The organism is Castellaniella sp. UC4447_H14 (assembly GCF_052978285.1).
Genome location: NZ_CM129666.1, coordinates 2613044 through 2637047 on the forward strand (window position 1 = coordinate 2613044; position 24004 = coordinate 2637047).

Here is a 24004-nt window from a genome sequence, read left to right on the forward strand (position 1 = left end):
CATGGGCATGAGGCCCGTGTGGGGGCAAGGGCGCAAGGAACGAGGCCGTGTGGTCCATGAATACCAGAGCCTCTCGATTCCCCCTTGGGCCAGATTCAAGGACGTGGCAAAGCGCATATGCAACGCCATGCCGTCCGGGCGCATTTTTCTGAATCCCCTGGTCCGGGCAGGGCTGTCGTTTTCCGACCGCGTCCCTTACGTTTTCAGAGACATGGGGATCAGCGGCAACCTGTTCGCGGCGGCGCCTTCGGATCCGATCTATGACATCCTTTACTGCGGCTCGGTTGATGGCCGTCCCGGGTTGTTGAAGGAGTTGATTCGATTGGCGGGCTTGGGTATCAAGGTGCTCGTGGTCGGCACGGTATCCGACCGCGTGCTGACGCTGCTTCGGCATCGGCCGAACATTACCTTGGCGGGCCGCTTGACCCGGCAAGAACTGCCCCAGGCCTTCGCAACCGCCCGTGCCGGCCTGAACTACACGCCGGCGATGCATCCGTTCAATATTCAGACCAGCACCAAGACGTTGGAATATTGCGCGGCCGGTCTGGGTGTCGTGTCGAACCGCTACTCGTGGATCCGCGAGTTTTCTTGCAGTCGCGGGTTCGAGCCTCTGTGGCTGGATCGAATTCAGTCGAGGGATGACTTGCTGCGGCACGCTTTCACGCCAGTGGACGTTTCGGCTCTGGAGTGGAACCGTGTTCTGGAGGCGTCCGGATTCCTGAAGTTTTTGCAGAGCTTGTGATCGGTAGCAGGCCACGCTAGTTGTAACGTCGGCCTTCGATTCGTGTCTTCGTATTCCAATCCGCTGAAGTCCGCTGGTTTGACCATCGGCTCTTCAGCGGATTTTTAGTTTTATTTGGTCTGGTTATTCTACATATCTTCTAAATGCTTACCGGCTCGTTACATGGACCTGTGTACTATCGAAAGGTTCACGGACAACGACGGCAGTTGGGGAATGGCACGAAACCGCATGCTCACGTTCTTGCTGGCGCTCCCGCTGCTGCTGATGGCATGGGGCAGTTTGCGCGACACCGTGACGCCACTCGGGTATTGGGTTTTATGGGGACTATGGGCTTGCGCGGCCGTCGCCTATGCCGGGCAAGGATGGAACCCGCGGCCGGCCCGGGATTGGGTATGGTGGATAGTCGCAGCGTTCGGGCTGCTGGTCGTCGGAATGGTCGTGTCCGGCTGGGCGAACAGCGACTTGGCCACACTTTATCAGGCGCTCAAGATCCTGGTGATCGGCCTGCTGTTTGCGGCCATGTGGGGGCTCGGGGTTCGGGCGAACGCAGAACTCCTGATCAGTGTGCTGTATGGCGCTCTGGCATTGGTGACGGTCGCTTTTTTTGTGTCCAGGGCGGTTTTTTCCACCGATTTTGATCTGGGCAACCGCCAGGGCGACATTTTCGCGATGCCGGGGGTGCTCTGGAAATCGGGGCTGCTGTTTCTCCCACTGCTTCTGGCTGATGGGTTGAGCCATCCGGCTCGTTGGCGGCGCGCGGCATGTGCGATCGGTGCGTGCGTGTTTCTGACAGTAGCGGACGGCAGTCGCACCGGGCTGCTGTTGATCGTGGCGATTTTCCTGGCGATGGCGGCTGTTTTGTGGGCCCGCCGTGATTGGGTTCTGGTGCGCCGAAGGCCCTGGATGCTGCCGCTGGCGGCAGGGACATTGATTGTGCTGCTGCTGCTCGACGCCGGCCTTGGTGTCCTGCGGGTCGGTGGCATAAGCTGGCCTTCATCGGCAGGCAGCGAGTCGTCGCGAGTCGAGGCGCTGATGGATAGCGCCGTGGCACCGGTGGTGGACAGCCGTCTGGGAAATGGGGATCAACCGCGGATCCGCTTGCTGCGCAATGGTCTGGCGAAGTCGCGCGAATGTTTTCCGCTGGGCTGCGGCTTCGGATCGACGGCCATCGATGCCGGCTACGGCTTTCCTCAAAACGTGCACAACGCCTATCTCGCGGCGCTGGCGGATTTCGGGGTGCTGGGCTTTCTGGGGATGCTGGCGTTCATCGTGGCGGCCGCGCTTCCGCTGCGGGTGGCGCTTGACCGCACGGTCCCGGCGCAGCAGGCCTATTTTCGCGTGGGGGTGGCCGGCTCCGCGCTGGCGTACTGCGCAGCCTTGATGCTGAATACCTTCAGCAGTGAAATGTCCGAGTGGGGATACCTGGTTCTGATGCTGGTGTTCGCCTGGCGGGCGGAGCGGGAGCCGTGATGGCACGCGGGACGGTGAGGGGGCTGGTGCGCAATGCGGGTGCGCTGTATGGCGTGCAGTTTGCCTCATATCTGGTGCCGTTGCTGGAGATCCCGATTCTGGCGCGTGCGCTGGGGCCGGGCCCCTATGGACAGATTCTGTTTTGCCAGTCGCTGGCGCTCAGCGCGTCCGTGGTGGCGGAATATGGCTTCAATCTGAATGCCACGCAGCAGGCGGCGGTGCAGCGGGACCGCGGGGCGCTGGCTCGATTGTTCGGCGAGGTGCTCGGCGCCAGGACATTGCTGGCGTTGCCCATGATGGCGGCGCTGGTGGCAGCCTGGTGGTTGGGCTGGGGCGGCGCGATGCTGGCCGATCCTGTGCTCGTCCCGTTTGTGCTGGCGTATTTCCTGGCGTTCGGCTACAGCCCCATGTGGTACTTCCAGGGGGTGGAGCGCATGTCGGGTCCGGCCTCGCTGGACGTGGCGCTTCGCCTGATGGGCGTGGCCGTGTTGGCGGTGTGGGTGCGCGGCCGGGCCGATTTCCATGCGGCGCTGTGGATTCTGGTGGTGCCGCCCTTGCTGAATACGGGGCTCACGCTGGGCTGGGCCTGGCGTGAAGTGGGGACGGTTCATTGGACCTGGGGTGGTGCCGCGCGGCAGTTGCGTGACGGCTTCCACTTCTTTGTCTATCGGGGGGCGGCGAGCCTCGCGTTGGCGGTGGTGCCGGTGGCGCTGGGAGTTGCCGCGGGGCAGCGGGCGGTGGGTCAGTTCGCGCCGGCGGAAAAATTGATTCGCGGCATGGTCAGCCTGGCGCAGCCGCTGTTGATGGCGCTCTACCCCGTGTGCGCCCGTGTGGTGGGGCGCGGCGGCACGCTGGCCTATGGCGCGGGACTTCGGCTGGTGGTCGGTCTGGGCATCCTGGCGCTGGCGGGCACGGCGATCGGGGTCTGGCTGGGGCCTTGGATACTGCACGCCATGCTCGGGCCAGGCTTCGATGAGGCTTTCGTCGTCTTCGGCTGGCTGCTGGCGCTGGTGCCGCTGCGGATACTGAACCAGAGCATGGCCCTGGTGCTGCTGATCCCGGCGGGGCGCGCCCGCCCGGCCAGCTATGCGATCTCGGCATTCTCGACCGCCTCTGTGTTGCTGGGAGCGGGCCTGGCGGTGGAGGTGGGCGCATGGGGAATGGCGGTCGGACTGCTGGCCGGCGAAGGTTTGCTGTGCATCACGCTCGCGATCCTGTGCGGGCGCCTGCGGGGGGCGCCTGCGGCTGTGGCGGCGGGCGTTGTCCCCAGCGAGGATCGGGGGTCGTTGAGCATTCTGCTGGTGTCCACGGGTTTGAACATGGGCGGTGCCGAGCGCCAGGTAGTGGATCTGGCCGATAGCCTGGCGTCTTTGGGGCACCGCGTGGCGATTGCCTATCTGGCCGAGGGGCTTGTCCTGCGTCCCACCGACCCGGGCGTTCATCTGTACCCCATGCATTGCAGCCGGGCGCCGCTGAGCCTGCTGCGTGCCTATTTACGTCTGGTTCGCCTGGTGTATCAGTGGCGCCCGGACGTAGTGCACAGCCATATGGTCCACGCGAACCTGATTGCGCGCCTGGCGCGGCTTGCGGCGCCCATGCCGCGGCTGGTGTGCACGGCCCACAGCAACCGCGAAGGCGGGCGTCTTGTGATGTGGGCCTACCGCCTGACGAACGGGCTGGCCGATGTGACGACCCATGTCAGCGAAGAGGCGGCGCGGGAATACGAGCAGGCCGGCGCCGTGCCCCCGGGCGGTATGTTGACGGTCTACAACGGCATCAACGTCGAGCGGTTTGCGGAGAGATCCGGGGCGAACGCGCGGGGCTGCGGGCAGCTCCAGCCGGGGCGGCGTCTGGTGCTGTCCGTAGGGCGCCTGGTGCCGGAAAAGAATCAGGCGGCGCTGCTGCGCGCTTTTGCGCTGATCGGGGATCAGCATCGCGATACGGATCTCTGGCTCGTGGGCGAGGGACCCTTGCGCGCGAACCTTGAAGCCCTCCGGGCGGAGCTGGGTCTGGACGGTAGGGTCTGCCTGGTCGGGAAACGCGACGATGTGCCGGCGCTGATGCGTGGGGCCGATTTGCTGGTGCTGTCCTCGCAAGTCGAGGGTTTCGGACTGGTGGTGGCCGAAGCCATGGCCTCGGGCACGCCGGTGGTGGCCACCAACGTGGGTGGCGTCTCGGAAGTGATGCAGGATCATGGCATTCTGGTGCCGCCGGGGGATGTGGCGGCGCTGGCGCAGGGAATGACCCAGGCGCTGGCCCTCAACCCCGCCCAGTTGGCGCGCAGTTCGGCGCTTAATCGTAGCTATGTGGCGCGCCACTTCGACATCCACCGCTTGGTCAACCAGTGGCTGGATATCTATCGCGGGGGCCGGTCGTGCTCACGGTTCTGACCCCGACTTACGACCGTGCCCGCACCTTGCCTCGTCTCTACGACAGCCTGGCCCGACAGGAGAACACCGATTTCGAATGGCTGGTGGTGGACGATGGCAGCCGGGACGAAACGCGCGAGCTGATTGCGTCCCTGGCGGCGCGCGCGGCGTTCCCGATCCGGTATCTGAGCCAGGCCAATGGGGGCAAACACGTCGCTGTGAATCTCGGGGTGTCGCGGGCGTTGGGAGACTGGATCTTCGTGGTCGATAGCGACGATTGGCTGCCGGACAATGCGCTCCAGGTGGTGGGGGCTGCGCTGCAGGATGTCGACCACGATGGTGATGTCGCCGGCGTGTGCTTCCGCAAGACCGATGCGCGCGGGTATCTGTTGGGACAGCTTCGCACGGACCTGCCGGTGCCCTGGGAGGCCACGCCCAGCCAGGCGGGGCGCCGCGCGCGCGGCGAGCTGGCCTATGTATGCCGGCGCCCATGCATGGTGGCTGCGCCGTTTCCGGTGTTCCCCGGGGAAAAATTCGTGCCGGATCAGTACCTTTGGAATCGGGTGGCCGATCAGGGCCGGATGCTGTTCTATCTGGACCGCGCGGTGTATTGCTGTGAATACCTGGAAGACGGGTATACTCGAAACTTTTCGACACATTTGCGGCGCAATCCGCGGGGGTTCTTCTTGTTTTACGCGGAACAGATTCGCCGCGAGCCGTATCTGACTGGCAAGCTCAAGGCAGTGGTGCGCTGCGGGCAGTGCTTGCTCTATCGGGTTGTACGGCGTTTCGGCACCGATGCGGCCGGCGGATAATTTCGATATGTTGAAGACGGTCGCTCTCATTGCCCATCATGCGGTTTCGCTGCTGATTTTCCGCGGCGATTGGATCCGCGATTTGTGTGCATCCGGGGTCCGGGTGTGGTGCCTAGCCCCCGACTACCGGGATGAGGACCGGGCCGCGGTCCGTGCGTTGGGTGCGGAGCCGGTGGACTACGGCTTGCGGCGTACCGGCATGAATCCGCTGCGCGACGCCCGCGATGCGTGGGCGCTCACACGTTTGCTGCGCCGGCTGCGGCCGGACGTGACGTTTGCGTTTTCCACCAAACCGGTCATCTATGGCACGCTGGCCGCCTGGCTGGCCCGGGTGCCGCGCCGCGTGGCGATGATCGAGGGTGTGGGGTTCGTTTTCACGGATCCGGGCCAGCCGCTGAGCTGGCGCCGCAAGATACTGCGCAGCCTCGTCACGGGTCTGTATCGGCTGGCGCTGTCGCATGCGCACCAGGTCATTTTTCTGAATCGGGATGATAGGGCCGAATTCGTCGCACAGGGTTTGGTGGTGGAGGATCGGGCCGATGTGCTGGGCGGAATTGGTGTGGACCTTCACGCCTGGACGCCCGCCCCGCCCGCCGTCTCTCCGGTCACGTTCCTGCTGGTGGCCCGCTTGCTGCGCGAGAAGGGCATTCTTGAGTATGTGGCGGCCGCCCAGCGCGTCCGGGCGGAATATCCCGCTGTGTGTTTCCTGCTGGTGGGTGGCCTGGACTCCAATCCGGGCGGGCTGGGGCGGGCGGAAGTCCAGTCCTGGGTAGAGGCCGGCATTCTGGAATGGCCTGGATATGTCGGGGTACGGCCATGGCTCGCACGGGCCAGCGTGTTCGTGCTGCCGTCTTACCGCGAAGGTGTGCCCCGTAGCACTCAGGAAGCCATGGCGATGGGCCGGCCGGTGATTACGACCGACGTGCCGGGCTGCCGCGAGACGGTCGAAGACGGCGTCAATGGATATCTGGTGCGCGTCCGGGACGTGGAGGCGTTGGCGCAGGCCATGCTGCGCTTCGTGCGCGACCCGGCCCTGATAGACTCCATGGGGGCGGCCAGCCGCCGGATGGCCGAGTCTCGCTTCGACGTGCGCGAAGTCAACGCCCGCCTGACGGGGATGCTGATGGGCGCGACGGATGGGCCACGACGGAGATGATTTGAAGATGCAGGGGGATGCCAGTGTGAGCAATTACGAGCGCCGACATTCGCGTTGGTACGAGGTGTTGCTGCTCAATGGGCCGCTGCAGGTGGTGGCGGGGCTGTGCGTGGTCATGCTGTTGCCGGCGGTCTGGCTCTGGCGGCCGCCGCTCTGGGAGCGGCTGGATGCGGTGCGCATCAATACGCTGTGGGCCGTGGGGCTCTCGTTTCTGGTGATCTGCCTGGTGCTGCGCCGCCTGTCTCGGTTCTCCAGCGCCAACCTGATGGCCCATATCGCGCCGGTGGTCACCGGGGTGTTCCTGTTGGCGTTCGCCGGGCTATTCTTCACCCGAGGCGGCTATTCCCGCCCGGTCCTGCTGGTCGCCTATGGTTTGTGTCTCCTCTGGTTCTATCTGGGCTATTTCATCGGCCGGCGCTACCGCATGCTGAAGTTTGCCGTGCTGCCCATGAATCCACCCTGTACGCTGCAATCGGACTGGAATCTGGAAATCCGCCATCTGCAGTCTCCGGATCTCGAGGGAGTGCGCTACGACGCGGTCGTGGCCGATCTCCGTGGGGCGGGGATGACGCCGGACTGGGAGCGTTTCCTGGCGCGCTGCATTCTGGCGCATATCCCGGTCGTCCATGTGCGCCAGGTGGCGGAGGGCCTGTCGGGTCGCGTGTGCATTGATCACCTGTCGGAAAACGAAGTGGGCACGCTGCTGCCGTCGCCCATCTATACAGTCTGCAAGCGGCTGATCGATATCGTGGCGGTGGTGCTGCTGCTGCCGGTGGCGCTGCCGCTGATGGCGGCGACGGCCATCGCCATTCGTCTGGATAGCGCCGGGCCGGCATTGTTCGTGCAGAATCGCGTCGGTCTGGGGGATCGGGATTTCCGCATCTACAAGTTCCGCAGCATGCGCGTCGATGCCGAGGCCGACGGGGCGCGGCTGGCGACGGAAGACGACGATCGCATCACGCGCGTGGGCCGTTTCATTCGGCAGACGCGGCTGGACGAGCTGCCCCAGCTCTGGAATGTCCTGAAAGGCGATATGAGCCTGATCGGGCCGCGGCCCGAGCAGCGCGTGTTCGTGGACCAGTTCGAGCAGGAAATCCCGTTCTACATCTACCGCCATGTCGTGCGGCCAGGCATAACGGGGTGGGCCCAGGTGATGCAGGGCTATACCAGCGATGCCGACGAAACCCGCGTTAAAATCCAGCACGATTTTTATTACATCAAGCATTTCTCGCTGTGGCTGGACATCCTGATCGTTTTCAAGACGGTGCGCATCGTGCTGACGGGGTGGGGCGCGCGGTAACGCGATATCGCGTTGCACCCCCGCGTGCGCAACGGGCCGGTAATTTCCCTAATAATTCTCACATCCCGGGAATTTTCGTCGGATTGTTATCACGTCATGGCTTAGCATACATGTGCTCACTCGCAATGCGGAAGCCCTTCACCGGCTCCCAACGCGTCCAGTCAGAGGTCATTTCACGCCATGCACGATCCCGCAGCCCCCGATGCCGCCGCGAAAGGCAGCTCCGAACGCACATTGTTGGTTCTGGCGACACTGGCGCAGCTCGGGCGAGGCGCGTCCATCGCGGAATTGGCGACTGTCACGGGACTCGCCCAGAGCACCTTGTATCGACAACTGGCGGCCTTGCGTCGCTGGGGCTTCGTGGTCGGGCGCCAGAACCTGTTTTCGCCCGGGCCGATGTGCGTTCCGCTGGCTCGAGGTTTCGATCAGGCGTCTCTCTTGACTCTGGAAGCACAACCGGAGCTGGAGGCCATCTCGCGGGGATCGGAAGAATCCGTCGGTCTCATGGTGGCGGTCAAGCACCGGGTCGTATGCCTGGACATGATGGAAAGCTCTCATCCGCTGCGGTGTTCCTTCGTCAAGGGGCGCATGCTCCCGTTGCACAAAGGCGCGACGGCAAAGGCATTGCTGGCATTCATGCCGGCAGCACAGCGGCGCACCAGCCTGGACGCACTCTCGCCGGAAACTGCGCCTGACGGTGTGGCGCGCGCTGAACTGGTCCGCCAGCTACAGCTTGTGCAGGCGCAGGGTTACGCGGTATCCGACAGCGAGGTCGATGCCGGAGTCTGGGGCGTGAGTGCTCCGCTCTATCAACAGTCCGGCGATGTCGCGATCGCTGTCATCACCTTGATGGCGCCCAGTTCGCGCGCGAGAGGCCAGGAAAAACGATTCATCGATATGACTGTGCGCGGGGCAGCGCGCATCTCATCGCGGCTGCAATGCTGCTAACCCACCAGACCGCCCACCGGGAGACTCAATATGAAATTCCGCAATGCGCTGTTCACCGGGCTGATGGCCGCCTCGATGACCCCCTTGGTCACAATAGATGTCCGGTCTCCTGAAACCAGCGATTGAGGGAGCGATCGGAATGATTTCATGTCCGCCTACAGCTTGGAACTCAAAGAGCAGATCGTCAGAAAGATGATGCCGCCGCACAACCAAAGCGTTGCCCACCTGAGTTGCGAGACGGGCATCTCGCGGCCGGCGTTGTATGCTTGGCCACCCACGTCCGAGCCGCTTGCAGGTCGCGGAAGGGCCTATGCGGATACCGGGGACGGTATTTCAAGGTGCGGAACAGCGCCTCGGAATACGGGTTGTCGTCCGCGACTGACACGCTCACGCCACACGTAAGGTCGGAAAGGGACTTTGCGGACCTGCGTTTCCTGGCTTACAATCTAGCTTACAAGGAGATTACGATGAAAACGGTCGGGGCCTTTCAGGCCAAGAATACGCTGGGTACTCTGCTTGATTGGGTAGAAAGCGGGGAAGAGGTCGTCGTCACCCGTCGGGGAAAGCCTGTGGCTCGTTTGGTGTCAATGAATGTCACTCCCACCGAGTTGAGCCGTCAGGGCGAGCAAGCCGTTGCGCGCATCCGCGCCAGAGCGAAGGCGGCCGCCTTCGCGCCCATTACACAGTCTGACTGGAAGTCTTTTCGGGACGAGGGGCGCCGGTGAGTCTGGTCCTGGATTGCTCGGTCGCGTTGGCGTGGCTGCTGCCAGATGAACACGAAATACCGGCTCAAAAGGTTCTGGACCGTATTGTGGTCAGCCGGGCATGGGTGCCTGATCTCTGGCGGCTGGAAGTGGCTAACAGCTTGCAGGTGGCTGTTCGGCGGGGCCGTATCGATGCGGCTTTTCGAGATGCTTCGCTGGCGGACCTATCCTTGCTCAACATTCAGGTTGATCCCGATACCAGTAGTTTCGCGTGGAGCGACACGCTTCACCTGGCAGAGGCACATGGTCTGACTCTCTACGACGCCGCGTATCTTGAATTGGCTTTGCGACTCGGGTTGCCGCTGGCGAGCCGTGATGGGGCTCTGCGAAAAGCTGCCGTCGCCTGCGAGGTGCCCTTGCTGGGGGTCTGATCCCCGGGTGATGGAGCTGCCCGTGGGTGGTGAATTTCGTGGACGCGTTGGCCCGCCATTCGAGAAGCCTTTGCGGATTTGCGCCCTCGATCCGCTGGTTCGTGCGCACGGTCAACAGCAAGGAACCGCATGCTGGTTGACGTCGCTCTGCGAACGCACCCGACACGGGTTCAGTAATTTCCCTGATCGTTCTCACATCTCGGGAATTTTCATCCGGTCGTTATCACGTCATGGCTTAGCATACGTGTGCTCATCCGCAATGTGGAAGACCTTCACCGGCTTCCTACGCGTCCAGTCAACGGTCATTTCACGCCATACACACCAGACCGCTCACCAGGAGACTCAATATGAAATTCCGCAATGCGCTGTTCACCGGCCTGATGGCCGCCTCGATGACGATATTCTCCGGGGTCGGCCACGCGGCATCAGACACCATCCGGATCGTGACCGACGCCACCTTTCCGCCCATGGAAATGACAGTCAATGGAAAGCGGACCGGCTTTGATATTGAGCTGACTGAGGCACTGGCCAAGGCCATGGGCAAGCAGATCGCCTGGACCGATATCGATTTCAAAGGCCTGATCCCCGCTGTCCTTTCCGGCAGGGCAGACGCGGCGGTGTCCGCGATCTACATCACGCCGGAACGCAAAAAGGCCGTGGATTTCACGGACTCTTACTATGCGGGCGGTCTCGTCGTCTTGACCAAGAAGAACAGCTCGATCAAGACGCTGAAGGATCTGGACGGCAAGCGCGTCACGGTCCAGGTCGGCACCAAGTCGGTCAATTACCTGCAAGAGCATTACCCGCTCGTTCATCGCGTGGAGGTCGAGAAGAACCAGGAGATGTTCAACCTGGTTGACATTGGCCGCGCGGACGCCGCTGTCACGGGCAAGCCGGCTGCCAAGCTCTTCGCCCAGAAAAACCCAACCTTCACTGTTCTGGACGAGCAGATCACGACCGAGGAATACGGGATTGCGGTCAGCAAGCAAGAGCCGAAGCTGACACAGGAATTCAATGCCGCGCTGAAGGCCATCAAGGCGGACGGTACCTATCAGAAGTTGGTCGAGAAGTGGTTCGAGGGCAAGAAATAATGGATCTGGACTTCACCCCGGCGCTCGTCGGTTGGGAAGACCTTTTCAGGGGCACGCTGGTCACGGTCGAAGTGACCGTGTGCGCCTTGATTCTCTCGTGTTGCCTGGGCCTGCTGATCGGCATCGGCCGGCTGAATCCGCGCCGCAAGATCCCATACAAGATTTGCAGCATCTATCTGTCATGTTTTCGCGGCACGCCGCTTCTCGTTCAGCTGTTCATCTGGTTTTTCGGTCTGCCGCGCTTCGGGATACTGCTTCCGGCTTTTGTCTGCGGTGTGCTGGGCATGGGAATGTATTCGGCGTCCTACGTGTCCGAGGTTGTCCGGGGCGCCATCCAGTCCGTGGACAAAGGGCAGCGCGAGGCGGCACGGTCGCTGGGGATGTCATCGACGCAGGCGATGATGAAAATCATCTTGCCTCAGGCGTTCGTGCGCATGATTCCCCCGCTGGGCAATGAATTCATTGCCTTGATCAAGAATTCCGCCCTCGTGTCGCTGGTCACCATCCACGATGTCATGCATGAAGGCCAGAAGATCATCAGTGTCTCGTACCGCTCGCTGGAGGTCTACGTAGTGATCGCGGTGATTTACTGGATTCTGACGAGCGCCACGTCATGGATCCTGCGCCGCATCGAGTTGCGACTGCAGGCAGGGGGAATGGTCCAATGACAAGCACCGATGCCGTGATCAAAATCCGCCAACTGCACAAGGCATACGGGGACAATGCGGTGCTGAAGGGAATCGACCTGGAGGTTGACCGGTCTCAAGTCGTGGTCGTCATCGGCCCCAGCGGTTCCGGCAAAAGCACCCTGCTGCGTTGCTGCAACGGCCTGGAGGTCGCCCAGCGCGGCAGCATCCAGATCTGTGGCGAACAACTCCTCCAAGATGGCCGGCTCATGCCCGAGAAGTCGTTGAATCACTTGCGCACCCGCGTCGGGATGGTGTTCCAGTCATTCAATCTCTTTCCGCACCTGACCGCCCTGGAAAACGTGACGGTTGCGCCCCGGACACTGCGCGGGACGCCCGCCGCGCGGGCCAGTGAAATCGGAATGGAGCTGCTGACCAAGGTCGGTCTTGCGGACAAGGCGAGTGCCATGCCCAATAGCCTGTCGGGAGGACAGAAGCAGCGCGTGGCCATCGCTCGTGCGCTTGCGATGGAACCGGAGGTCATGCTGTTCGATGAGCCGACCTCCGCCCTGGACCCTGAGTTGGTCGGCGAGGTTCTGCAGGTCATGAAAGTGTTGGCGAAGGAAGGGATGACCATGATGGTGGTCACCCATGAAATGGGTTTCGCGCGCGAGATGGCCGATACGGTCGTCGTCATGGATTACGGTCGCGTCATCGAAGCGGACAGACCTGATGTCATCTTCGCTCACCCGACGCACGAGCGTACGCGTTCGTTCCTGCAAGCGGTATTGAGCAAGGGACCCATGGAGGAAAGGGGCTGATGGACACAACGATTTGGACGGGGCGTGATGATTCTGCCGAGGGCGGCGATACGCGGCGCCTCTATCACATTGTCCAATGTGAAGATGAGGGCTACGGCCTCGGTGACGCGGTGCTGCTGGGTTTTGCAAGCGACGCCGGCGTATTGCGCAACCATGGCAGACCGGGGGCAAGCAAGGGGCCGCTTGCCATCCGCCGCATGCTGGCGAATTTGCCCGCGCGCGATCTGCAACGGTTCTGGGATGCCGGGGACGTCACCTGCGAGGGCGACGGGCTGGAAGCGGCACAGTCGGCACAAGCGGTCAAAGTCGCGCGCGTCCTGGACGCGGGAGCGCGACCGGTCACGTTGGGGGGCGGCCATGAAGTCGCCTGGTCCAGCTTTCAGGGGCTGATCCTGCACGTGACGAACCGGTCCGTCAAGCCCCGGATTCTGGTCATCAATCTTGATGCGCATTTCGATCTTCGGACCAGTCGACCCGGGTCGTCCGGCACGTCGTTCGACCAGATTCTGGAGTGGGGACGCCAGCATGACTACCCCGTCCACTATGCCTGTTTTGGTATATCGCCCATTGGCAATACCCAGGGCTTGTTTGATCATGCACAGTCGCTCGGAGCGACCTACGTCGAAGACAGCCAGATGCAGGAACGGCATCTGGATGCGAGACTGAAGCAGCTGGCCGACCTGGTCGCGCAGGCGGACGTGGTCTATTTCACGATTGACCTCGATGTCCTGCCTGCGGGGGTGGCTCCAGGCGTCTCGGCACCGGCCACCTTGGGCGTGCCCTTGAGCGTGGTCGAGGCTTGCCTGCAGGCGGTCAAATCCAGCGGCAAGCTGCGTCTGGCCGACATCGCGGAGATGAATCCCCAGCAAGATGCCGACGGTCGGACAGCTCGCGTGGCGGCGCGGCTGGCGTGGCAGTTGCTCCGGCCCGCGGCATGAGCCAGCGCGACCGCGATGTGTCGCCAGCCGCCCCCCGCGCTAGCTAGTGCGGACCTCGATCCGGCGTGGCCGCGCTTCTTCGCGGCGCGGGATCGTCAGCTTCAGCACGCCATCGGACAGGCTGGCATCTATTTTTGATGTGTCCAGATCGGCTGCGAGCGAAAATGCCCGTGCGAAGTGAGGTTGACGAATTTCCGCATGCTGCAAGCGCAATCCTGCGGGTGTGGGCACCGTCGCTTCGGCTTCGATGTACAAGGTGCCCTCGGATACTCTGATATTGAGCCCGTCCTTTGCGACGCCCGGCAGATCCGCCAGCAGTGTCACATTCTGGCTATCCTCGAAGATATCGACGGGCGGCGTCAATGTGATTCGACGCCTCGTCTGGTCGTCTGTCTGTTGGCTGAGCGCCGATTCGTTCTTCGTAGCCAGTTCCGCTGTGTTGCTCATGATGTCCTCCTGAGTTCCGTGACGGTTTTACTGAATCGTGATGGCGCGCGGCTTGGACGCCTCGGCCTTTTTGATGCTGATCGCCAGACACCCGTTGACGTATTGGGCCGTGATCTTGTCGGGATCCGCGTTTTGGGGCAACTCGATTACCCGGCGAAATGTGCCAGTGAAGCGTTCCCGAGCGTAGATCCGCGCTTCTTCGCTGGCTTCGGGCGTTTCTGTGTTGCGCTCGCCACTGATGATCAGCAGCCTTTTGTCGACGGATACGTCAAAGCTCTCCGGCTTGATGCCCGGCGCGAACGCGACGACCTCGATCGAGTCGTCCGTCGATCCGATATTGATTTGTGGAAAGGCGCTGGATCGCCCGGATCGTATGCTGGATGGAAAGCCTCCGAATAAGCCGGTCATCTGCTGTTGCAGGCGATCCAACTCGTTGAAGAGGTCGTTTTCGGAAAAAATGTCACTCATGGTTATTTCTCCCTCGAAAGACAGGAAGGCGAACCGGCCTACGCAAGCCTCGATCCGCCGGCCGCCTGCGATCGATAGATCGACGCGCGGGACGGTGGACCGAGAACTGGCCGTACGTCTGCCTGGAGCAAGTTGAAGATAAGGGCCGCTGGGAGTTTTTCAAGGGTAGCGGCGTATTCCGACAGGCCGTGAAGAGCGGCGAACGCTTACACGTGTGGAGGGGAAGGAAGATAGCGCCCCAGCCCCCGGCCGCCGTTACGCATGAGCCGATCATGATTCCATCGCAGCACGGGAATCACCAACGCCCCCATCCGATTCAACCAGGGGTTGGTCGTGTGTACCTGCCAATCGAAACGGACCGTCGTCTGTCCCCCGGTGTGACGGAAGTGGCAACGCCCGATGCCCGCGAGGTCACCCTCGACCAGACCTTCGATCAGCCGCAGCGGGGCAACCCGGGTAATCCTCGCGACGAAGATCAGGCGCAGCGGCAGTACGCTGCGGCAGGTGTAGCGCCGTGCCGAGCCGGGGCCATGGGTGGCGCCCGGGACCAGCGGGGCGCTCGTAACGCCTGGCCACCAGGCCGCCCAGCCATCCGCATCGAGGATGGCATTCCAGACCACGTCAAGGGGGGCATCGAAGCACCATTGCGTGGTCAGTCGGTAGGCGGTGACGGCCGGTTCGTTCATGCGAGAGGGTTCAAGGCGTGAAGAACCGCTCGGGGAAAGGCACGTCGGCCTGCACGTCGCTCATGTCAACGGTTTCGATCCGGCTTTCGTTCGCAGCGAAACTTTCCACCCGCAGCGGCAACAAGGTGTCGTCCGCCAGCCATATCCGGAAGCGGCGCACATGGCTCACCGGACTATCGGTCGTTCCGACGACTTCCAGTTCTGTCGCCGCCCGCCCCGCCACGTGCGTATGGCCCAATGGCGTTGTGCTGCCGTGCGCGCGCAACGCCAGGACGTCGGCCAGCAGCACGCCGAAATCCGAGCGATCGACGCGGCGGCCTCGCGGGCCGCGCAGCAGTCCGTCATCGGGCGCCAGGTCCAGCGACGGCCAGTGGTGCAGGCCGAACGGCCACAGGTGCACGCGCCGGGAGTCCGGCGAGTAGATCAGTACGGCGCCGTGATGCGGCTTGACGAAATCCATCCGGATCCAGCCGGGCTTGCGATAAAAGTAACGGATGACTTGCTGGTCGCCCGAGGCGTCGACCGAACGCAGGGTGACCTGGTAGCTCTGCAACGCTTCAAAACGGGCGGCGGCGTCGGTCAGCGGGTCGGCCATGGCGAAGGAGCTCATCAGCAGTGTCGCAGTCAGGAGCCACCACCTCATGCGTTTATCCTTGCACGTGCAACACGCCCGCCATGCCTCGCTCGCGATGGCTCTTGAACCACAGCAGCCGATTGGGGCAATAGAAGACGTAGTCGCCCGCCTTTGGAACCAGGCGGACGACCTGCGTGTGGGTGCCCAGTGGGACATCGGCCACGTGCGTGCCGTCAGGCCCATCCAGCACGAAACGATGCGGGATGACGCCCGACTCGATGCTCAGGGTGATTTCCAGTGGCTGATTGGCGCGCGCCGTGATGCGTGCCGGACGGAAGAAGTAGCTGCCGCCGACGATGGTGACGCGCTGCACGCCGTCGGCACCCGGGGTGGCTGCCGTGGGCATTTCCTGCGCGTGGGCCATGCCCGGGGACAGGAGCGCGGCGACCGCCAGAACGCGGCACACCATGCCAAGGAACGGCGTGACAATGTTGTACATGGCATGCCTCCGGACACCAGAGCAGGTCGGCTTGCGCGTTCAAGTCCCTCATGGGAGGGCGCACCCGCCTATCGTCGAATATTCTCGCACTGCCACGGGGCGATGCAAAGCCCAGAATTTCGGTTCCCGGACTTCATAACGCATTGATTCCGTTGGTGCCGGATCGAGGAGCTGAACTTCCTTGCGCGGTTGCCTGAAAATTGGTGTCATCGGCCGGCCCTCCTGTAGTGCAGGTTCATCCGTCAGGGTCTGGCCCGGGCCAGACTGCGGTGCGGCCCCTCGCTCGCCCGCTTGCAAGCTAGTTCCAGGCGTTGAAAAGTACTCTTGAAAGGGCTAATATAAGTTCCGTTAATGGCACTTCATAAAGGGCTTCTGCATGACTCACACCGTTCTTGCTGAAACGACCGCCAGCGTTTCCGAGCTCAAGCGCAACCCTATGGGGACCGTGGCGGCGGGCGAAGGGTCGCCTGTAGCCATCCTCAACCGCAACGAGCCCGCATTCTATTGCGTCCCTGCAAAGGCCTATGAAGCCTTGCTGAACCGACTGGAAGACCTTGAACTGAACGCTCTCGCCGATGCTCGCCAAGGCCAGGCGGAAATCGAGGTTTCCCTGGATGATCTATAGGTTGAAGTTCAAAGACGAGGCTTTGAAAGAATGGCACAAGCTGGACAGCACGCTGCGCGAACAATTCAAGAAGAAGCTCGCTGAACGTTTGCAAGGCCCACGCGTGACCGCCGCCAAGCTGTCTGGTCACGCCGACCGCTACAAAATCAAACTACGGTCAAGTGGTTACCGGCTGGTTTATGAAGTACGCGACATAGAGGTCGTTGTCGTCGTTGTTGTCGCCATCGGCAAGCGCGAACGCAATGCAGCCTACGCCGCGGCGGCCAAGCGCTGAGGCTCGGCAACGAAGGCAGGTACGACCCGCCTGGCCTCTGTCGAGCCGAAAGTCACATGAAGAATTTTGGTGCCGGCTAGAGGAGTCGAACCCCCGACCTTCGCATTACAAGTGCGCTGCTCTACCAACTGAGCTAAGCCGGCGAAAGATCGCCATTCTACAGGAACGACGTTCTTTATTTGACGATCTTCAGGTGCGAGGGCTTCGGGGGCGGCGGCGTGTCGTCGTCGGGCCCGTGCGTGGGCGAAGCCACGGGAGCCTCGTCGCCGGGCGGCATACCGGCCGCCGGCTCCGCGTCCGTTTCACCGCCCGGATAGGGCTGCGAGGCGATGACATCAAACCCCATGCCCGCGCCGGTTTCGCGGGCGTAGATGGCCGACACCGCGCCCACGGGCACGAAAAGCTGTTCGACCGCGCCGTTGAAGCGGGATTCGAATTCGATGTAATCGTTGCCCATCGTCAGCCGGTTGGTGGCCAGGTGGCTGATGTTCAGTGTGATCTGGCCATCATGCACATGCGCTGCCGGCACCACGGTGTTGGCATCGACCGTCACCACCAGGTACGGCGTGTAGCCATTATCCGTGCACCATTCGTGCAGCGCGCGGATCAGGTAGGGCTTGGTGGACGATTCCTGCATGTCAGCGCCGCATGACCTTTTCGGAAGGGGTCAGCGCCTCGATGTAGGCCGGCCGGGAGAACAGCCGCTCGGCGTATTTCTGGATCGGGGCGGCGCTCTTGGGCAGCTCGATGCCGTAGTGGTCCAGGCGCCAGAGCAGGGGCGCAACCGCCACGTCCAGCATGGAGAATTCCTCGCCCAGCATGAACCGGTTCTTGACCAGCAGCGGCGCCAGTTGGGCCAGGCGGTCGCGGATGGCGGCGCGCGCGGCGTTGCGGATCTTTTCGTCGGCGATGTGGCGGTTTTCCAGCGTGGAGACGTGGACGAACAGTTCCTTTTCAAAGTTGTACAGGAACAGCCGCGTGCGGGCGCGCATGATCGGATCCGCCGGCATGAGCTGCGGATGCGGGAAGCGCTCGTCGATGTATTCGTTGATGATGTTCGATTCGTACAGGATCAGGTCCCGCTCGACCAGGATGGGGACCTGGCCGTAGGGATTCATGACGGCGATGTCTTCCGGCTTGTTATAGAGGTCGATATCGCGGATTTCGAAATCCATGCCTTTTTCGAACAGCACGAATCTGCAGCGTTGCGAAAAGGGGCAGGTTGTCCCGGAATAGAGCACCATCATGTCGTGGATTCCAATACAAAATTGAGGCCGATGCCCGGCGGGGCCGGAAAACACAAGCCAGGCGGCTGAGGGGCGCCTGGCTGCGCGGCCTGTTCGCGGCGGCCGGGCCTGCGTGCGCCCCCAGGGGGCGCACGGCGATTACCGGACGTGCTTCCAGTATGCCGCATTCATGCGTATGGCGACAAACAGGAACAGGAACAGGAACAGCATGACCCACACGCCGATCTGCTTGCGCAGGAGCTGCGACGGCTCGGCCATCCAGCCCAGGAAGTTGCTGAGGTCGGCGACGTTGCTTTCGAAGTGCGCGAAGGTCTTGGGGTCGGCCGAACTGAAGCGCCCGATCACGGAAGCTTCGCCCTCGTAGCCGTTCAGGTCTTCGGTCTTGACGGTCGGGATGCCATCCTGATCGTAGCTGGTGGTGGTGCGCACCCAATGGTCGCTGCCCTTTGCGTCGGCGACTTCGTGGGTCTCGATGGTGGTGTAGGTGCGGGGGCCTTCGAGCTGCCAGAGCACGTTGGGCATGGCCACGTTCGGGAAGACCACGTTGTTCCAGCCGGATTTCTTTGTCGTGTCGCGGTAGAAGCTGCGCAGGTAGGTGTAGATATAGTCCACGCCGGACGGCCCGAAGTTCGCGCTCTTGGCGCGGGCGATCACGGACAGGTCAGGAGGGGTGCTGCCGAACCATTTCTTGCCGTCTTCGGGGGTCATGGCGACGGTCATCAGATCGCCCACCTTGTCGCCGGTGAAGAGCAGGTTCTTCTTGATTTCGTCTTCCGTCAGCCCCAGGTCCGTCAGGCGGTTGTAGCGCATGGAATGCGCGCTGTGGCAGTTCAGGCAGTCGTTGACGAACAGCTTGGCCCCGTTTTGCAGCGAAGCCAAATCCGTGATGCGATCCGGTGCGTGATCCAGGTGGACCCCGCCTTCGGCGAAGGCGAAGGTGCTCACCAGGGAAAGAGCCAGGGCACCGAGCAGTTTTTTGATCATGATTGTTCCGTAACAGTCAGTGGGGCGGCCTTAGTGATGGGAGTGGAAAACGACGCGGTCAGGCACGGGCTTGAACGTGCCCAGCCGTGACCAGACCGGCATCAGCAGGAAGAAAGACAGGTAGATGGCCGTGCAGATCTGCCCGATGATGGTGTTCACGGGGTTGACTTCCTGGGTGCCCAGCCAGGCCAGGATGAGGAAGTCCACGATGAAGATCCCGTACAGCACCTTGTGCCAGTTCGGGCGGTAGCGGATGGACTTGACCGGCGAATGATCCAGCCAGGGCAGGAAGAACAGGATCACCACGGCGCCGCCCATGGTCAGCACGCCCCAGAACTTGGCGTCCAGCGTCTTCATGAGGATGGCGACCACGATCAGGATGGCCGGGGTCAGGAACTTCCAGAAGCCTGACAGACGGCCCTTGGCGAACAGCGCGACGGCCGCGATGACGGCGCCCGCCGACAGGACCCACGTGAAGTCGCTGGTGGTGGCGCGCAGCATCGTGTAGAACGGCGTGAAGTACCAGACCGGCGCGATGTGCGGCGGGGTCTGCAACTGGTTGGCCGGCAGGAAGTTGTTGTATTCCAGGAAGAACCCGCCCATTTCCGGGGCGAAGAAGATGATGGCGGCGAAGATGATCAGGAACCCGGCCACGCCCACGATGTCATGCACCGTGTAGTAGGGGTGGAACGGGATGGCGTCCAGCGGGCGGCCGTATTTGTCTTTGGGGCCCTGCTTGACTTCGACGCCGTCGGGGTTGTTCGAGCCCACTTCGTGCAGCGCGAGGATGTGCGCCACGATCAGGCCGATCAGCACCAGCGGGATGGCGATCACGTGGAAGGCGAAAAAGCGGTTCAGCGTGGCGTCGGACACGACGTAGTCGCCGCGAATCCAGATGGCCAGGTCGGGACCCACGAACGGGATGGTCGAGAACAGGTTCACGATCACCTGGGCGCCCCAGTAGGACATCTGGCCCCAGGGCAGCAGGTAGCCCATGAAGGCCTCGCCCATCAGCGCCAGGAAGATGGCCACGCCGAAGATCCAGACCAGCTCGCGCGGCTTGCGGTACGAGCCGTAGAACAGGCCGCGCAGCATGTGCAGGTAGATCACCACGAAGAACATCGAGGCGCCCGTGGAGTGCATGTAGCGGATGAACCACCCGCCCGGCACTTCGCGCATGATGTATTCGACGGAATTGAACGCGAGCGCCGCGTCCGGCTTGTAGTTCATCACCAGGAAGATCCCGGAGACGATCTGGATCACCAGCACCAGCAGGGCCAGCGATCCGAAGAAATACCAGAAATTGAAGTTTTTCGGAGCATAGTATTCAGTCATATGCTCGCGGATCATCTTGGTCAGCGGGAAGCGGCGGTCCACCCAACCCAGCGTTCCCGTCGTCTCGATGTTGTTATCGGCCATGGATAGCTCCTTGTGTCGCGAAAGGATGAACGGCGGCGTTCATCAGGCCTTGTTGGCGGGATATTCTTCGAGGCCGATGATGACGCGTTTGCCATCCGGCGAGAAGGCATAGGGGGGAATGGGCAAATTGGCCGGCGCAGGCTTGTTGCTGTAGACCCGCGCGGCCATGTCATAGGTGGAGCCGTGACAGGGGCAGAGCCAGCCGCCCGGCCAGTCGCTGGGCAGGTTTTCCTGGGCGCCGGCCTTGAAGCGCGGCGTGGGGACGCAGCCGAGGTGGGTGCAGATGCCGACGCAGATGAAGATTTCTTTCTTGCGCGAGCGCCAGACGTTCTGCGCCCACGCAAAGGGAGTGTATTCGGTGTTCTTGGACAGCGGGTCGGCGAGTTCGCTGTTGTGCTTGGCCAAGTCCGCGACCTCGGCGTCGGTGCGGCGCACGATGAAGATGGGCTGGCCACGCCATTCGGCGGTCATCTGTTTGCCCGGTTCCAGTGCGGCGATGTCGACTTCGACGGGTGCGCCCGCGGCCTCGGCGCGGGCTGAAGGCGAGAGCGACAGCGCGTAGGGCACGGCCGTTGCCACGCCCGCCACGCCGCCCAGGGCACAGGTTGTCGCCACCCATCGGCGACGTGAAGGATCGGCGGGCAGGTTCAGGGGGCTGGCGCCCTCGTCGAGCTGCGTCTCGTCGGACTGTGTCGGTTGATGACTCATGCTGTGATCCCTAGGTTCCTGGTCGCCGTCCGCTGGTCCCGGACGCGCGTTTGAAAGATATTTTGCTGGCTGTAAGTGGGTCTTCAACCGCGTATTATAGCGTTACGTCCCATGTGGTAAATCGACAGGAGACAGCCGAGATGAGCACTGCCAAAGGGTTTCTCAAGGAATTCCGGGAGTTCGCGGTTAAAGGCAACATGATCGATCTGGCCATCGGCGTCATTATTGGGGCCGCCTTCGGGAAGATCATCGATTCGATCGTGGGTGATCTGATCATGCCCGTCATCAACTTCGTCATCGGAAGCGGCGTCAATTTCGACAATCTGTTCTGGGTGCTCCGCACGCCGGCGGGGTACAGCGGCCCCATGACGATCGCGGACCTGACCAAAGCAGGCGGTGTGGTCTTCGCGTGGGGCCACTTTCTGACGGTCGCCGTCAATTTCATTCTGCTGGCGCTCGTGGTGTTCATGCTGGTGAAGCTGGTCAACAACGCCCGCCGCCGCTTCGAAGAGCCCGCGCCGACGGCGCCGGTCACGCCTGAGAACGTGCTGCTGCTGCGGGAAATTCGCGACGCGCTGAAAAAATAGCCCCCCGGCCGCACGCCGGCCGGGATGGGCGCGCCCGGGCAAGGGACGGCCCCGGGAGCCCCGCCTGGCGGCGCGGGCCGTCAGACCGGGTTGTCGATGTCCACGAACGTGCAGGGCACGCCGAACTGGGCTTCGATGGCGGCACCCAGCGCCTGCACGCCATACCGTTCCGTGGCATGGTGACCGGCGCTGATGTAGGCGCTGCCCGTTTCGCGGGCCAGATGCACCGTGGGTTCGGAAATCTCGCCGCTGACATAGCAGTCGGCGCCAGCGGCCAGGGCGGCGTCCATCATGCCCTGGGCGGCGCCCGTGCACCAGGCCAGGTGATGGACGGGGTGGTCGGGGTCGCCGATCACCAGCGGCTTGCGCTTCAGGCGGTGGGCGATGTCGGCGGCCAGCTCGGCGACGGTGCAATCGCGCGCGGGACTGCCCAGCCAGACCAGTTCGTCGGGTCCGCAGCGCCGGGGGGTACCGTCGGGTAAGATGTCCGGCGTCCAGTCCATGACCCGGGCAAGCTGCGCGTTGTTGCCCCATTCCACATGCGCGTCCAGCGGCAAGTGATAGGCGAACAGATTGATGTCGGCGGCGAGCAGGGCGGCGATGCGCTGGCGCTTGGGGCCGCGGATGCAGGCGTCCTCGTTCTTCCAGAACCAGCCGTGGTGCACCAGGATGGCGTCGCTGCCGCGCGCGACGGCGGCTTCGATGAGCGCCTGGGACGCCGTCACGCCGGTCACGATGTGGCGGATCGTGGGCCGGCCTTCGACCTGCAGGCCGTTCGGGCAATAATCACGAAAGCGCCCGGGTTGCAGCGTGTCGGCCAGCCAGGCCGCGAGTTCGTGACGGGTGATTTCGGCTGTCATGGGTTTTCTTTTCCTGAGCGAAGCGTATGCGTCGATTGTGGCTGATTTTTGCCCAGACCGTCACGGTCTGCCTGGGCATCCTGTTTTTGGTGACGACTTTGCGGCCGCAGTGGCTGCCGGGGCGTGACAAGCCTGCCGTGCCTGGTCCAGCCGGGGCCGGAGGCGCGGGAGTCGTCGTGGCGCCCGCGGTGCAGGCGCCGGCCAGTTACGCGCCCGCCGTGGCCCGCGCGGCGCCTTCGGTCGTGAACATCTACACGGCCAAACACGTGGACGTGCCGCTGGTGCCGCTGCCGGCGGACCCGGGCCTCGAGCGGCTGTTGCGCCAGTTGCCGGGCTTCACGCGCCGCGAGTCGTCCACCAGCCTGGGCTCGGGCGTGATCGTGCGCGCAAACGGCTACATTCTGACCAACTATCACGTGATTGAATCGGCTGACGCCATCCGGGTGGGCCTGGCCGACGGGCGCCAGGAAACGGCCAAGCTCGTGGGGGCTGACCCGGACAGCGACCTGGCGGTGCTGAAGGTCGGCCTGGACAAGCTGCCGGCCATCACGTTCGACCCCGATCCAGCCGTGAGGGTGGGCGACGTGGTGCTCGCCATTGGCAATCCGTTCGGGGTGGGACAGACCACGACCCAGGGGATCGTGTCGGCGCTGGGCCGCAATCGGCTGGGGTTGACCCTGTACGAGAACTTCATCCAGACCGACGCGGCGATCAACCCCGGCAATTCGGGCGGCGCGCTGATCGACACGCGGGGCGACCTGGTCGGCATCAATACGGCGATCTATTCCGATACCGGCGGGTCGCTGGGCATAGGCTTTGCGATTCCGGCGGCGGTGGCGCACAACATTCTGGACCAGATCATCGAGCACGGCAGCGTGCGGCGGGGCTGGCTGGGGCTGGAACCGCAGGACATCACACCGGACCTGGCGCGGGCGTTCCATCTCAAACAGACGGAGGGGGCCATCGTGGCGCGCATCTTGCGCGACGGCCCGGCCGATCGGGCCGGCATCCACGTGGGCGACATCATCCGCACGCTGGACGGCAAGCCGGTGGCTGATGCGGTGGACCTGCTCACGCGGCTGGCGCCGCTCAAGCCCGGGACGGAGGTCAAGGTGGAGATTCTGCGCGACGGCCGGATGCTGCAGCGCACGGCAAAAGTGGGGCTGCGCCCGCCCGCTCAGCGGCGCTGAGCGAATCGTCGGGCACGCGGGGGCG

Annotated in this window: 28 protein-coding genes and 1 tRNA gene; 17 read left to right on the forward strand and 12 right to left on the reverse strand. The window is 63.2% G+C overall.

Annotation, left to right across the window (positions count from 1 at the left end; all coding sequences use genetic code 11):
• Positions 1–211: 211 nt before the first annotated feature.
• The 13 genes from ACVCMJ_RS12610 (at position 212) to hutG (ending at position 13411) form a co-directional block, all read left to right on the forward strand.
• Positions 212–742 (forward strand): hypothetical protein, encoded by a 531-nt coding sequence (locus tag ACVCMJ_RS12610; RefSeq protein WP_447082733.1) that lies wholly within the window; start codon positions 212–214, stop codon positions 740–742.
• Between the two features lie 228 nt (positions 743–970).
• Positions 971–2212, forward strand: a complete 1242-nt coding sequence (locus tag ACVCMJ_RS12615; RefSeq protein ID WP_447081745.1) for an O-antigen ligase family protein — start codon at positions 971–973, stop codon at positions 2210–2212.
• Positions 2212–4602, forward strand: coding sequence for a glycosyltransferase (locus tag ACVCMJ_RS12620; RefSeq protein ID WP_447081746.1), 2391 nt, complete (start codon positions 2212–2214; stop codon positions 4600–4602). The genes ACVCMJ_RS12615 and ACVCMJ_RS12620 overlap by 1 nt, the downstream gene beginning before the upstream one ends.
• Positions 4587–5396, forward strand: a complete 810-nt coding sequence (locus ACVCMJ_RS12625; protein WP_447081747.1) for a glycosyltransferase family 2 protein — start codon at positions 4587–4589, stop codon at positions 5394–5396. The genes ACVCMJ_RS12620 and ACVCMJ_RS12625 overlap by 16 nt, the downstream gene beginning before the upstream one ends.
• Before the next feature lie 7 nt (positions 5397–5403).
• Positions 5404–6552 (forward strand): glycosyltransferase family 4 protein, encoded by a 1149-nt coding sequence (locus tag ACVCMJ_RS12630; RefSeq protein ID WP_447081748.1) that lies wholly within the window; start codon positions 5404–5406, stop codon positions 6550–6552.
• A gap of 7 nt (positions 6553–6559) precedes the next feature.
• A complete protein-coding gene (locus ACVCMJ_RS12635) occupies positions 6560–7852 on the forward strand; it encodes a sugar transferase (RefSeq protein WP_447081749.1) in 1293 nt (430 codons plus the stop codon).
• Between the two features lie 180 nt (positions 7853–8032).
• On the forward strand, positions 8033–8800 hold the full coding sequence (locus tag ACVCMJ_RS12640; RefSeq protein WP_447081750.1) for an IclR family transcriptional regulator: 768 nt from the start codon (positions 8033–8035) through the stop codon (positions 8798–8800).
• 467 nt (positions 8801–9267) lie between these two features.
• Positions 9268–9525, forward strand: coding sequence for a type II toxin-antitoxin system Phd/YefM family antitoxin (locus tag ACVCMJ_RS12645; protein WP_447081751.1), 258 nt, complete (start codon positions 9268–9270; stop codon positions 9523–9525).
• Complete coding sequence (locus tag ACVCMJ_RS12650) at positions 9522–9935, forward strand: type II toxin-antitoxin system VapC family toxin (protein ID WP_447081752.1); 414 nt, start codon at positions 9522–9524, stop codon at positions 9933–9935. The genes ACVCMJ_RS12645 and ACVCMJ_RS12650 overlap by 4 nt, the downstream gene beginning before the upstream one ends.
• A gap of 380 nt (positions 9936–10315) precedes the next feature.
• Positions 10316–11026, forward strand: a complete 711-nt coding sequence (locus ACVCMJ_RS12655) for a transporter substrate-binding domain-containing protein (RefSeq protein ID WP_447082589.1) — start codon at positions 10316–10318, stop codon at positions 11024–11026.
• Positions 11026–11694, forward strand: a complete 669-nt coding sequence (locus ACVCMJ_RS12660) for an amino acid ABC transporter permease (protein WP_447081753.1) — start codon at positions 11026–11028, stop codon at positions 11692–11694. Before ACVCMJ_RS12655 ends, ACVCMJ_RS12660 begins: the two co-directional genes overlap by 1 nt.
• Complete coding sequence (locus ACVCMJ_RS12665; protein WP_447081754.1) at positions 11691–12473, forward strand: amino acid ABC transporter ATP-binding protein; 783 nt, start codon at positions 11691–11693, stop codon at positions 12471–12473. Before ACVCMJ_RS12660 ends, ACVCMJ_RS12665 begins: the two co-directional genes overlap by 4 nt.
• Positions 12473–13411, forward strand: a complete 939-nt coding sequence (gene hutG, locus ACVCMJ_RS12670; protein WP_447081755.1) for a formimidoylglutamase — start codon at positions 12473–12475, stop codon at positions 13409–13411. The genes ACVCMJ_RS12665 and hutG overlap by 1 nt, the downstream gene beginning before the upstream one ends.
• Positions 13412–13450: 39 nt before the next feature.
• Here the strand turns inward: hutG and ACVCMJ_RS12675 are convergent, their stop codons facing one another.
• From ACVCMJ_RS12675 to ACVCMJ_RS12695, 5 genes are all read right to left on the reverse strand, one after another.
• Entirely contained in the window at positions 13451–13858 is a 408-nt protein-coding gene (locus tag ACVCMJ_RS12675) for an Hsp20/alpha crystallin family protein (protein ID WP_447081756.1), read from the reverse strand.
• Between the two features lie 27 nt (positions 13859–13885).
• Positions 13886–14326 (reverse strand): Hsp20/alpha crystallin family protein, encoded by a 441-nt coding sequence (locus tag ACVCMJ_RS12680; RefSeq protein ID WP_447081757.1) that lies wholly within the window; start codon positions 14324–14326, stop codon positions 13886–13888.
• 206 nt (positions 14327–14532) lie between these two features.
• Entirely contained in the window at positions 14533–15012 is a 480-nt protein-coding gene (locus tag ACVCMJ_RS12685; RefSeq protein ID WP_447081758.1) for an SRPBCC family protein, read from the reverse strand.
• Positions 15013–15022: 10 nt separating this feature from the next.
• Positions 15023–15655, reverse strand: a complete 633-nt coding sequence (locus ACVCMJ_RS12690) for a LolA family protein (protein ID WP_447081759.1) — start codon at positions 15653–15655, stop codon at positions 15023–15025.
• Between the two features lie 4 nt (positions 15656–15659).
• On the reverse strand, positions 15660–16085 hold the full coding sequence (locus tag ACVCMJ_RS12695; RefSeq protein WP_447081760.1) for a quinol oxidase: 426 nt from the start codon (positions 16083–16085) through the stop codon (positions 15660–15662).
• A 376-nt stretch (positions 16086–16461) separates the two neighbouring features.
• Here ACVCMJ_RS12695 and ACVCMJ_RS12700 point away from each other — a divergent pair, with 376 nt between their 5' ends.
• Both ACVCMJ_RS12700 and ACVCMJ_RS12705 read left to right on the forward strand, forming a co-directional pair.
• Complete coding sequence (locus ACVCMJ_RS12700) at positions 16462–16710, forward strand: type II toxin-antitoxin system Phd/YefM family antitoxin (protein ID WP_447081761.1); 249 nt, start codon at positions 16462–16464, stop codon at positions 16708–16710.
• A complete protein-coding gene (locus tag ACVCMJ_RS12705; RefSeq protein ID WP_447081762.1) occupies positions 16700–16984 on the forward strand; it encodes a type II toxin-antitoxin system RelE family toxin in 285 nt (94 codons plus the stop codon). Before ACVCMJ_RS12700 ends, ACVCMJ_RS12705 begins: the two co-directional genes overlap by 11 nt.
• Positions 16985–17051: 67 nt before the next feature.
• Here ACVCMJ_RS12705 and ACVCMJ_RS12710 read toward each other — a convergent pair.
• The 6 genes from ACVCMJ_RS12710 to petA all read right to left on the reverse strand — a co-directional run bounded on the left by ACVCMJ_RS12710 (position 17052) and on the right by petA (position 21342).
• Positions 17052–17127, reverse strand: a tRNA-Thr gene (locus ACVCMJ_RS12710).
• Between the two features lie 32 nt (positions 17128–17159).
• Positions 17160–17621 (reverse strand): ClpXP protease specificity-enhancing factor, encoded by a 462-nt coding sequence (locus tag ACVCMJ_RS12715; RefSeq protein ID WP_447081763.1) that lies wholly within the window; start codon positions 17619–17621, stop codon positions 17160–17162.
• A gap of 1 nt (position 17622) precedes the next feature.
• Positions 17623–18231, reverse strand: coding sequence for a glutathione S-transferase N-terminal domain-containing protein (locus ACVCMJ_RS12720; RefSeq protein WP_447081764.1), 609 nt, complete (start codon positions 18229–18231; stop codon positions 17623–17625).
• 138 nt (positions 18232–18369) lie between these two features.
• Positions 18370–19215 carry a cytochrome c1 gene (locus ACVCMJ_RS12725; protein ID WP_447081765.1) on the reverse strand — a complete coding sequence of 282 codons (846 nt, stop codon included), beginning with the start codon at positions 19213–19215 and terminating at the stop codon, positions 18370–18372.
• 30 nt (positions 19216–19245) lie between these two features.
• Positions 19246–20634: a cytochrome b gene (locus ACVCMJ_RS12730; protein WP_447081766.1), complete on the reverse strand. Its 1389-nt coding sequence runs from the start codon at positions 20632–20634 to the stop codon at positions 19246–19248.
• Between the two features lie 42 nt (positions 20635–20676).
• Positions 20677–21342 carry a ubiquinol-cytochrome c reductase iron-sulfur subunit gene (gene petA, locus ACVCMJ_RS12735; protein ID WP_447081767.1) on the reverse strand — a complete coding sequence of 222 codons (666 nt, stop codon included), beginning with the start codon at positions 21340–21342 and terminating at the stop codon, positions 20677–20679.
• A gap of 140 nt (positions 21343–21482) precedes the next feature.
• Here petA and mscL point away from each other — a divergent pair, with 140 nt between their 5' ends.
• Positions 21483–21929, forward strand: a complete 447-nt coding sequence (gene mscL, locus ACVCMJ_RS12740) for a large conductance mechanosensitive channel protein MscL (RefSeq protein WP_447081768.1) — start codon at positions 21483–21485, stop codon at positions 21927–21929.
• 80 nt (positions 21930–22009) lie between these two features.
• Here the strand turns inward: mscL and ACVCMJ_RS12745 are convergent, their stop codons facing one another.
• Positions 22010–22789, reverse strand: a complete 780-nt coding sequence (locus ACVCMJ_RS12745; protein ID WP_447081769.1) for a Nif3-like dinuclear metal center hexameric protein — start codon at positions 22787–22789, stop codon at positions 22010–22012.
• 26 nt (positions 22790–22815) lie between these two features.
• On the opposite strand from ACVCMJ_RS12745, the gene ACVCMJ_RS12750 reads away from it, so the two are divergent.
• The gene (locus tag ACVCMJ_RS12750; protein WP_447081770.1) at positions 22816–23979 is read left to right on the forward strand and encodes a S1C family serine protease; all 1164 of its coding nucleotides are present in this window, start codon (positions 22816–22818) and stop codon (positions 23977–23979) included.
• Positions 23980–24004: the final 25 nt, after the last annotated feature.

Coding starts and splice junctions, on each gene's coding strand:
- ACVCMJ_RS12700 (WP_447081761.1), top strand. CDS start 16,462: ATGACTCACACCGTTCTTGCTGAAACGACCGCCAGCGTTTCCGAGCTC.
- ACVCMJ_RS12645 (WP_447081751.1), top strand. CDS start 9,268: ATGAAAACGGTCGGGGCCTTTCAGGCCAAGAATACGCTGGGTACTCTG.
- ACVCMJ_RS12655 (WP_447082589.1), top strand. CDS start 10,316: ATGGCCGCCTCGATGACGATATTCTCCGGGGTCGGCCACGCGGCATCA.
- ACVCMJ_RS12705 (WP_447081762.1), top strand. CDS start 16,700: ATGATCTATAGGTTGAAGTTCAAAGACGAGGCTTTGAAAGAATGGCAC.
- petA (WP_447081767.1), bottom strand. CDS start 21,342: ATGAGTCATCAACCGACACAGTCCGACGAGACGCAGCTCGACGAGGGC.
- ACVCMJ_RS12635 (WP_447081749.1), top strand. CDS start 6,560: ATGCAGGGGGATGCCAGTGTGAGCAATTACGAGCGCCGACATTCGCGT.
- hutG (WP_447081755.1), top strand. CDS start 12,473: ATGGACACAACGATTTGGACGGGGCGTGATGATTCTGCCGAGGGCGGC.
- ACVCMJ_RS12730 (WP_447081766.1), bottom strand. CDS start 20,634: ATGGCCGATAACAACATCGAGACGACGGGAACGCTGGGTTGGGTGGAC.
- ACVCMJ_RS12695 (WP_447081760.1), bottom strand. CDS start 16,085: ATGTACAACATTGTCACGCCGTTCCTTGGCATGGTGTGCCGCGTTCTG.
- ACVCMJ_RS12750 (WP_447081770.1), top strand. CDS start 22,816: ATGCGTCGATTGTGGCTGATTTTTGCCCAGACCGTCACGGTCTGCCTG.
- ACVCMJ_RS12665 (WP_447081754.1), top strand. CDS start 11,691: ATGACAAGCACCGATGCCGTGATCAAAATCCGCCAACTGCACAAGGCA.
- ACVCMJ_RS12640 (WP_447081750.1), top strand. CDS start 8,033: ATGCACGATCCCGCAGCCCCCGATGCCGCCGCGAAAGGCAGCTCCGAA.
- ACVCMJ_RS12715 (WP_447081763.1), bottom strand. CDS start 17,621: ATGCAGGAATCGTCCACCAAGCCCTACCTGATCCGCGCGCTGCACGAA.
- ACVCMJ_RS12690 (WP_447081759.1), bottom strand. CDS start 15,655: ATGAGGTGGTGGCTCCTGACTGCGACACTGCTGATGAGCTCCTTCGCC.
- ACVCMJ_RS12675 (WP_447081756.1), bottom strand. CDS start 13,858: ATGAGCAACACAGCGGAACTGGCTACGAAGAACGAATCGGCGCTCAGC.
- ACVCMJ_RS12615 (WP_447081745.1), top strand. CDS start 971: ATGCTCACGTTCTTGCTGGCGCTCCCGCTGCTGCTGATGGCATGGGGC.
- ACVCMJ_RS12685 (WP_447081758.1), bottom strand. CDS start 15,012: ATGAACGAACCGGCCGTCACCGCCTACCGACTGACCACGCAATGGTGC.
- ACVCMJ_RS12610 (WP_447082733.1), top strand. CDS start 212: ATGGGGATCAGCGGCAACCTGTTCGCGGCGGCGCCTTCGGATCCGATC.
- ACVCMJ_RS12725 (WP_447081765.1), bottom strand. CDS start 19,215: ATGATCAAAAAACTGCTCGGTGCCCTGGCTCTTTCCCTGGTGAGCACC.
- ACVCMJ_RS12745 (WP_447081769.1), bottom strand. CDS start 22,789: ATGACAGCCGAAATCACCCGTCACGAACTCGCGGCCTGGCTGGCCGAC.
- ACVCMJ_RS12660 (WP_447081753.1), top strand. CDS start 11,026: ATGGATCTGGACTTCACCCCGGCGCTCGTCGGTTGGGAAGACCTTTTC.
- mscL (WP_447081768.1), top strand. CDS start 21,483: ATGAGCACTGCCAAAGGGTTTCTCAAGGAATTCCGGGAGTTCGCGGTT.
- ACVCMJ_RS12680 (WP_447081757.1), bottom strand. CDS start 14,326: ATGAGTGACATTTTTTCCGAAAACGACCTCTTCAACGAGTTGGATCGC.
- ACVCMJ_RS12720 (WP_447081764.1), bottom strand. CDS start 18,231: ATGATGGTGCTCTATTCCGGGACAACCTGCCCCTTTTCGCAACGCTGC.
- ACVCMJ_RS12620 (WP_447081746.1), top strand. CDS start 2,212: ATGGCACGCGGGACGGTGAGGGGGCTGGTGCGCAATGCGGGTGCGCTG.
- ACVCMJ_RS12630 (WP_447081748.1), top strand. CDS start 5,404: ATGTTGAAGACGGTCGCTCTCATTGCCCATCATGCGGTTTCGCTGCTG.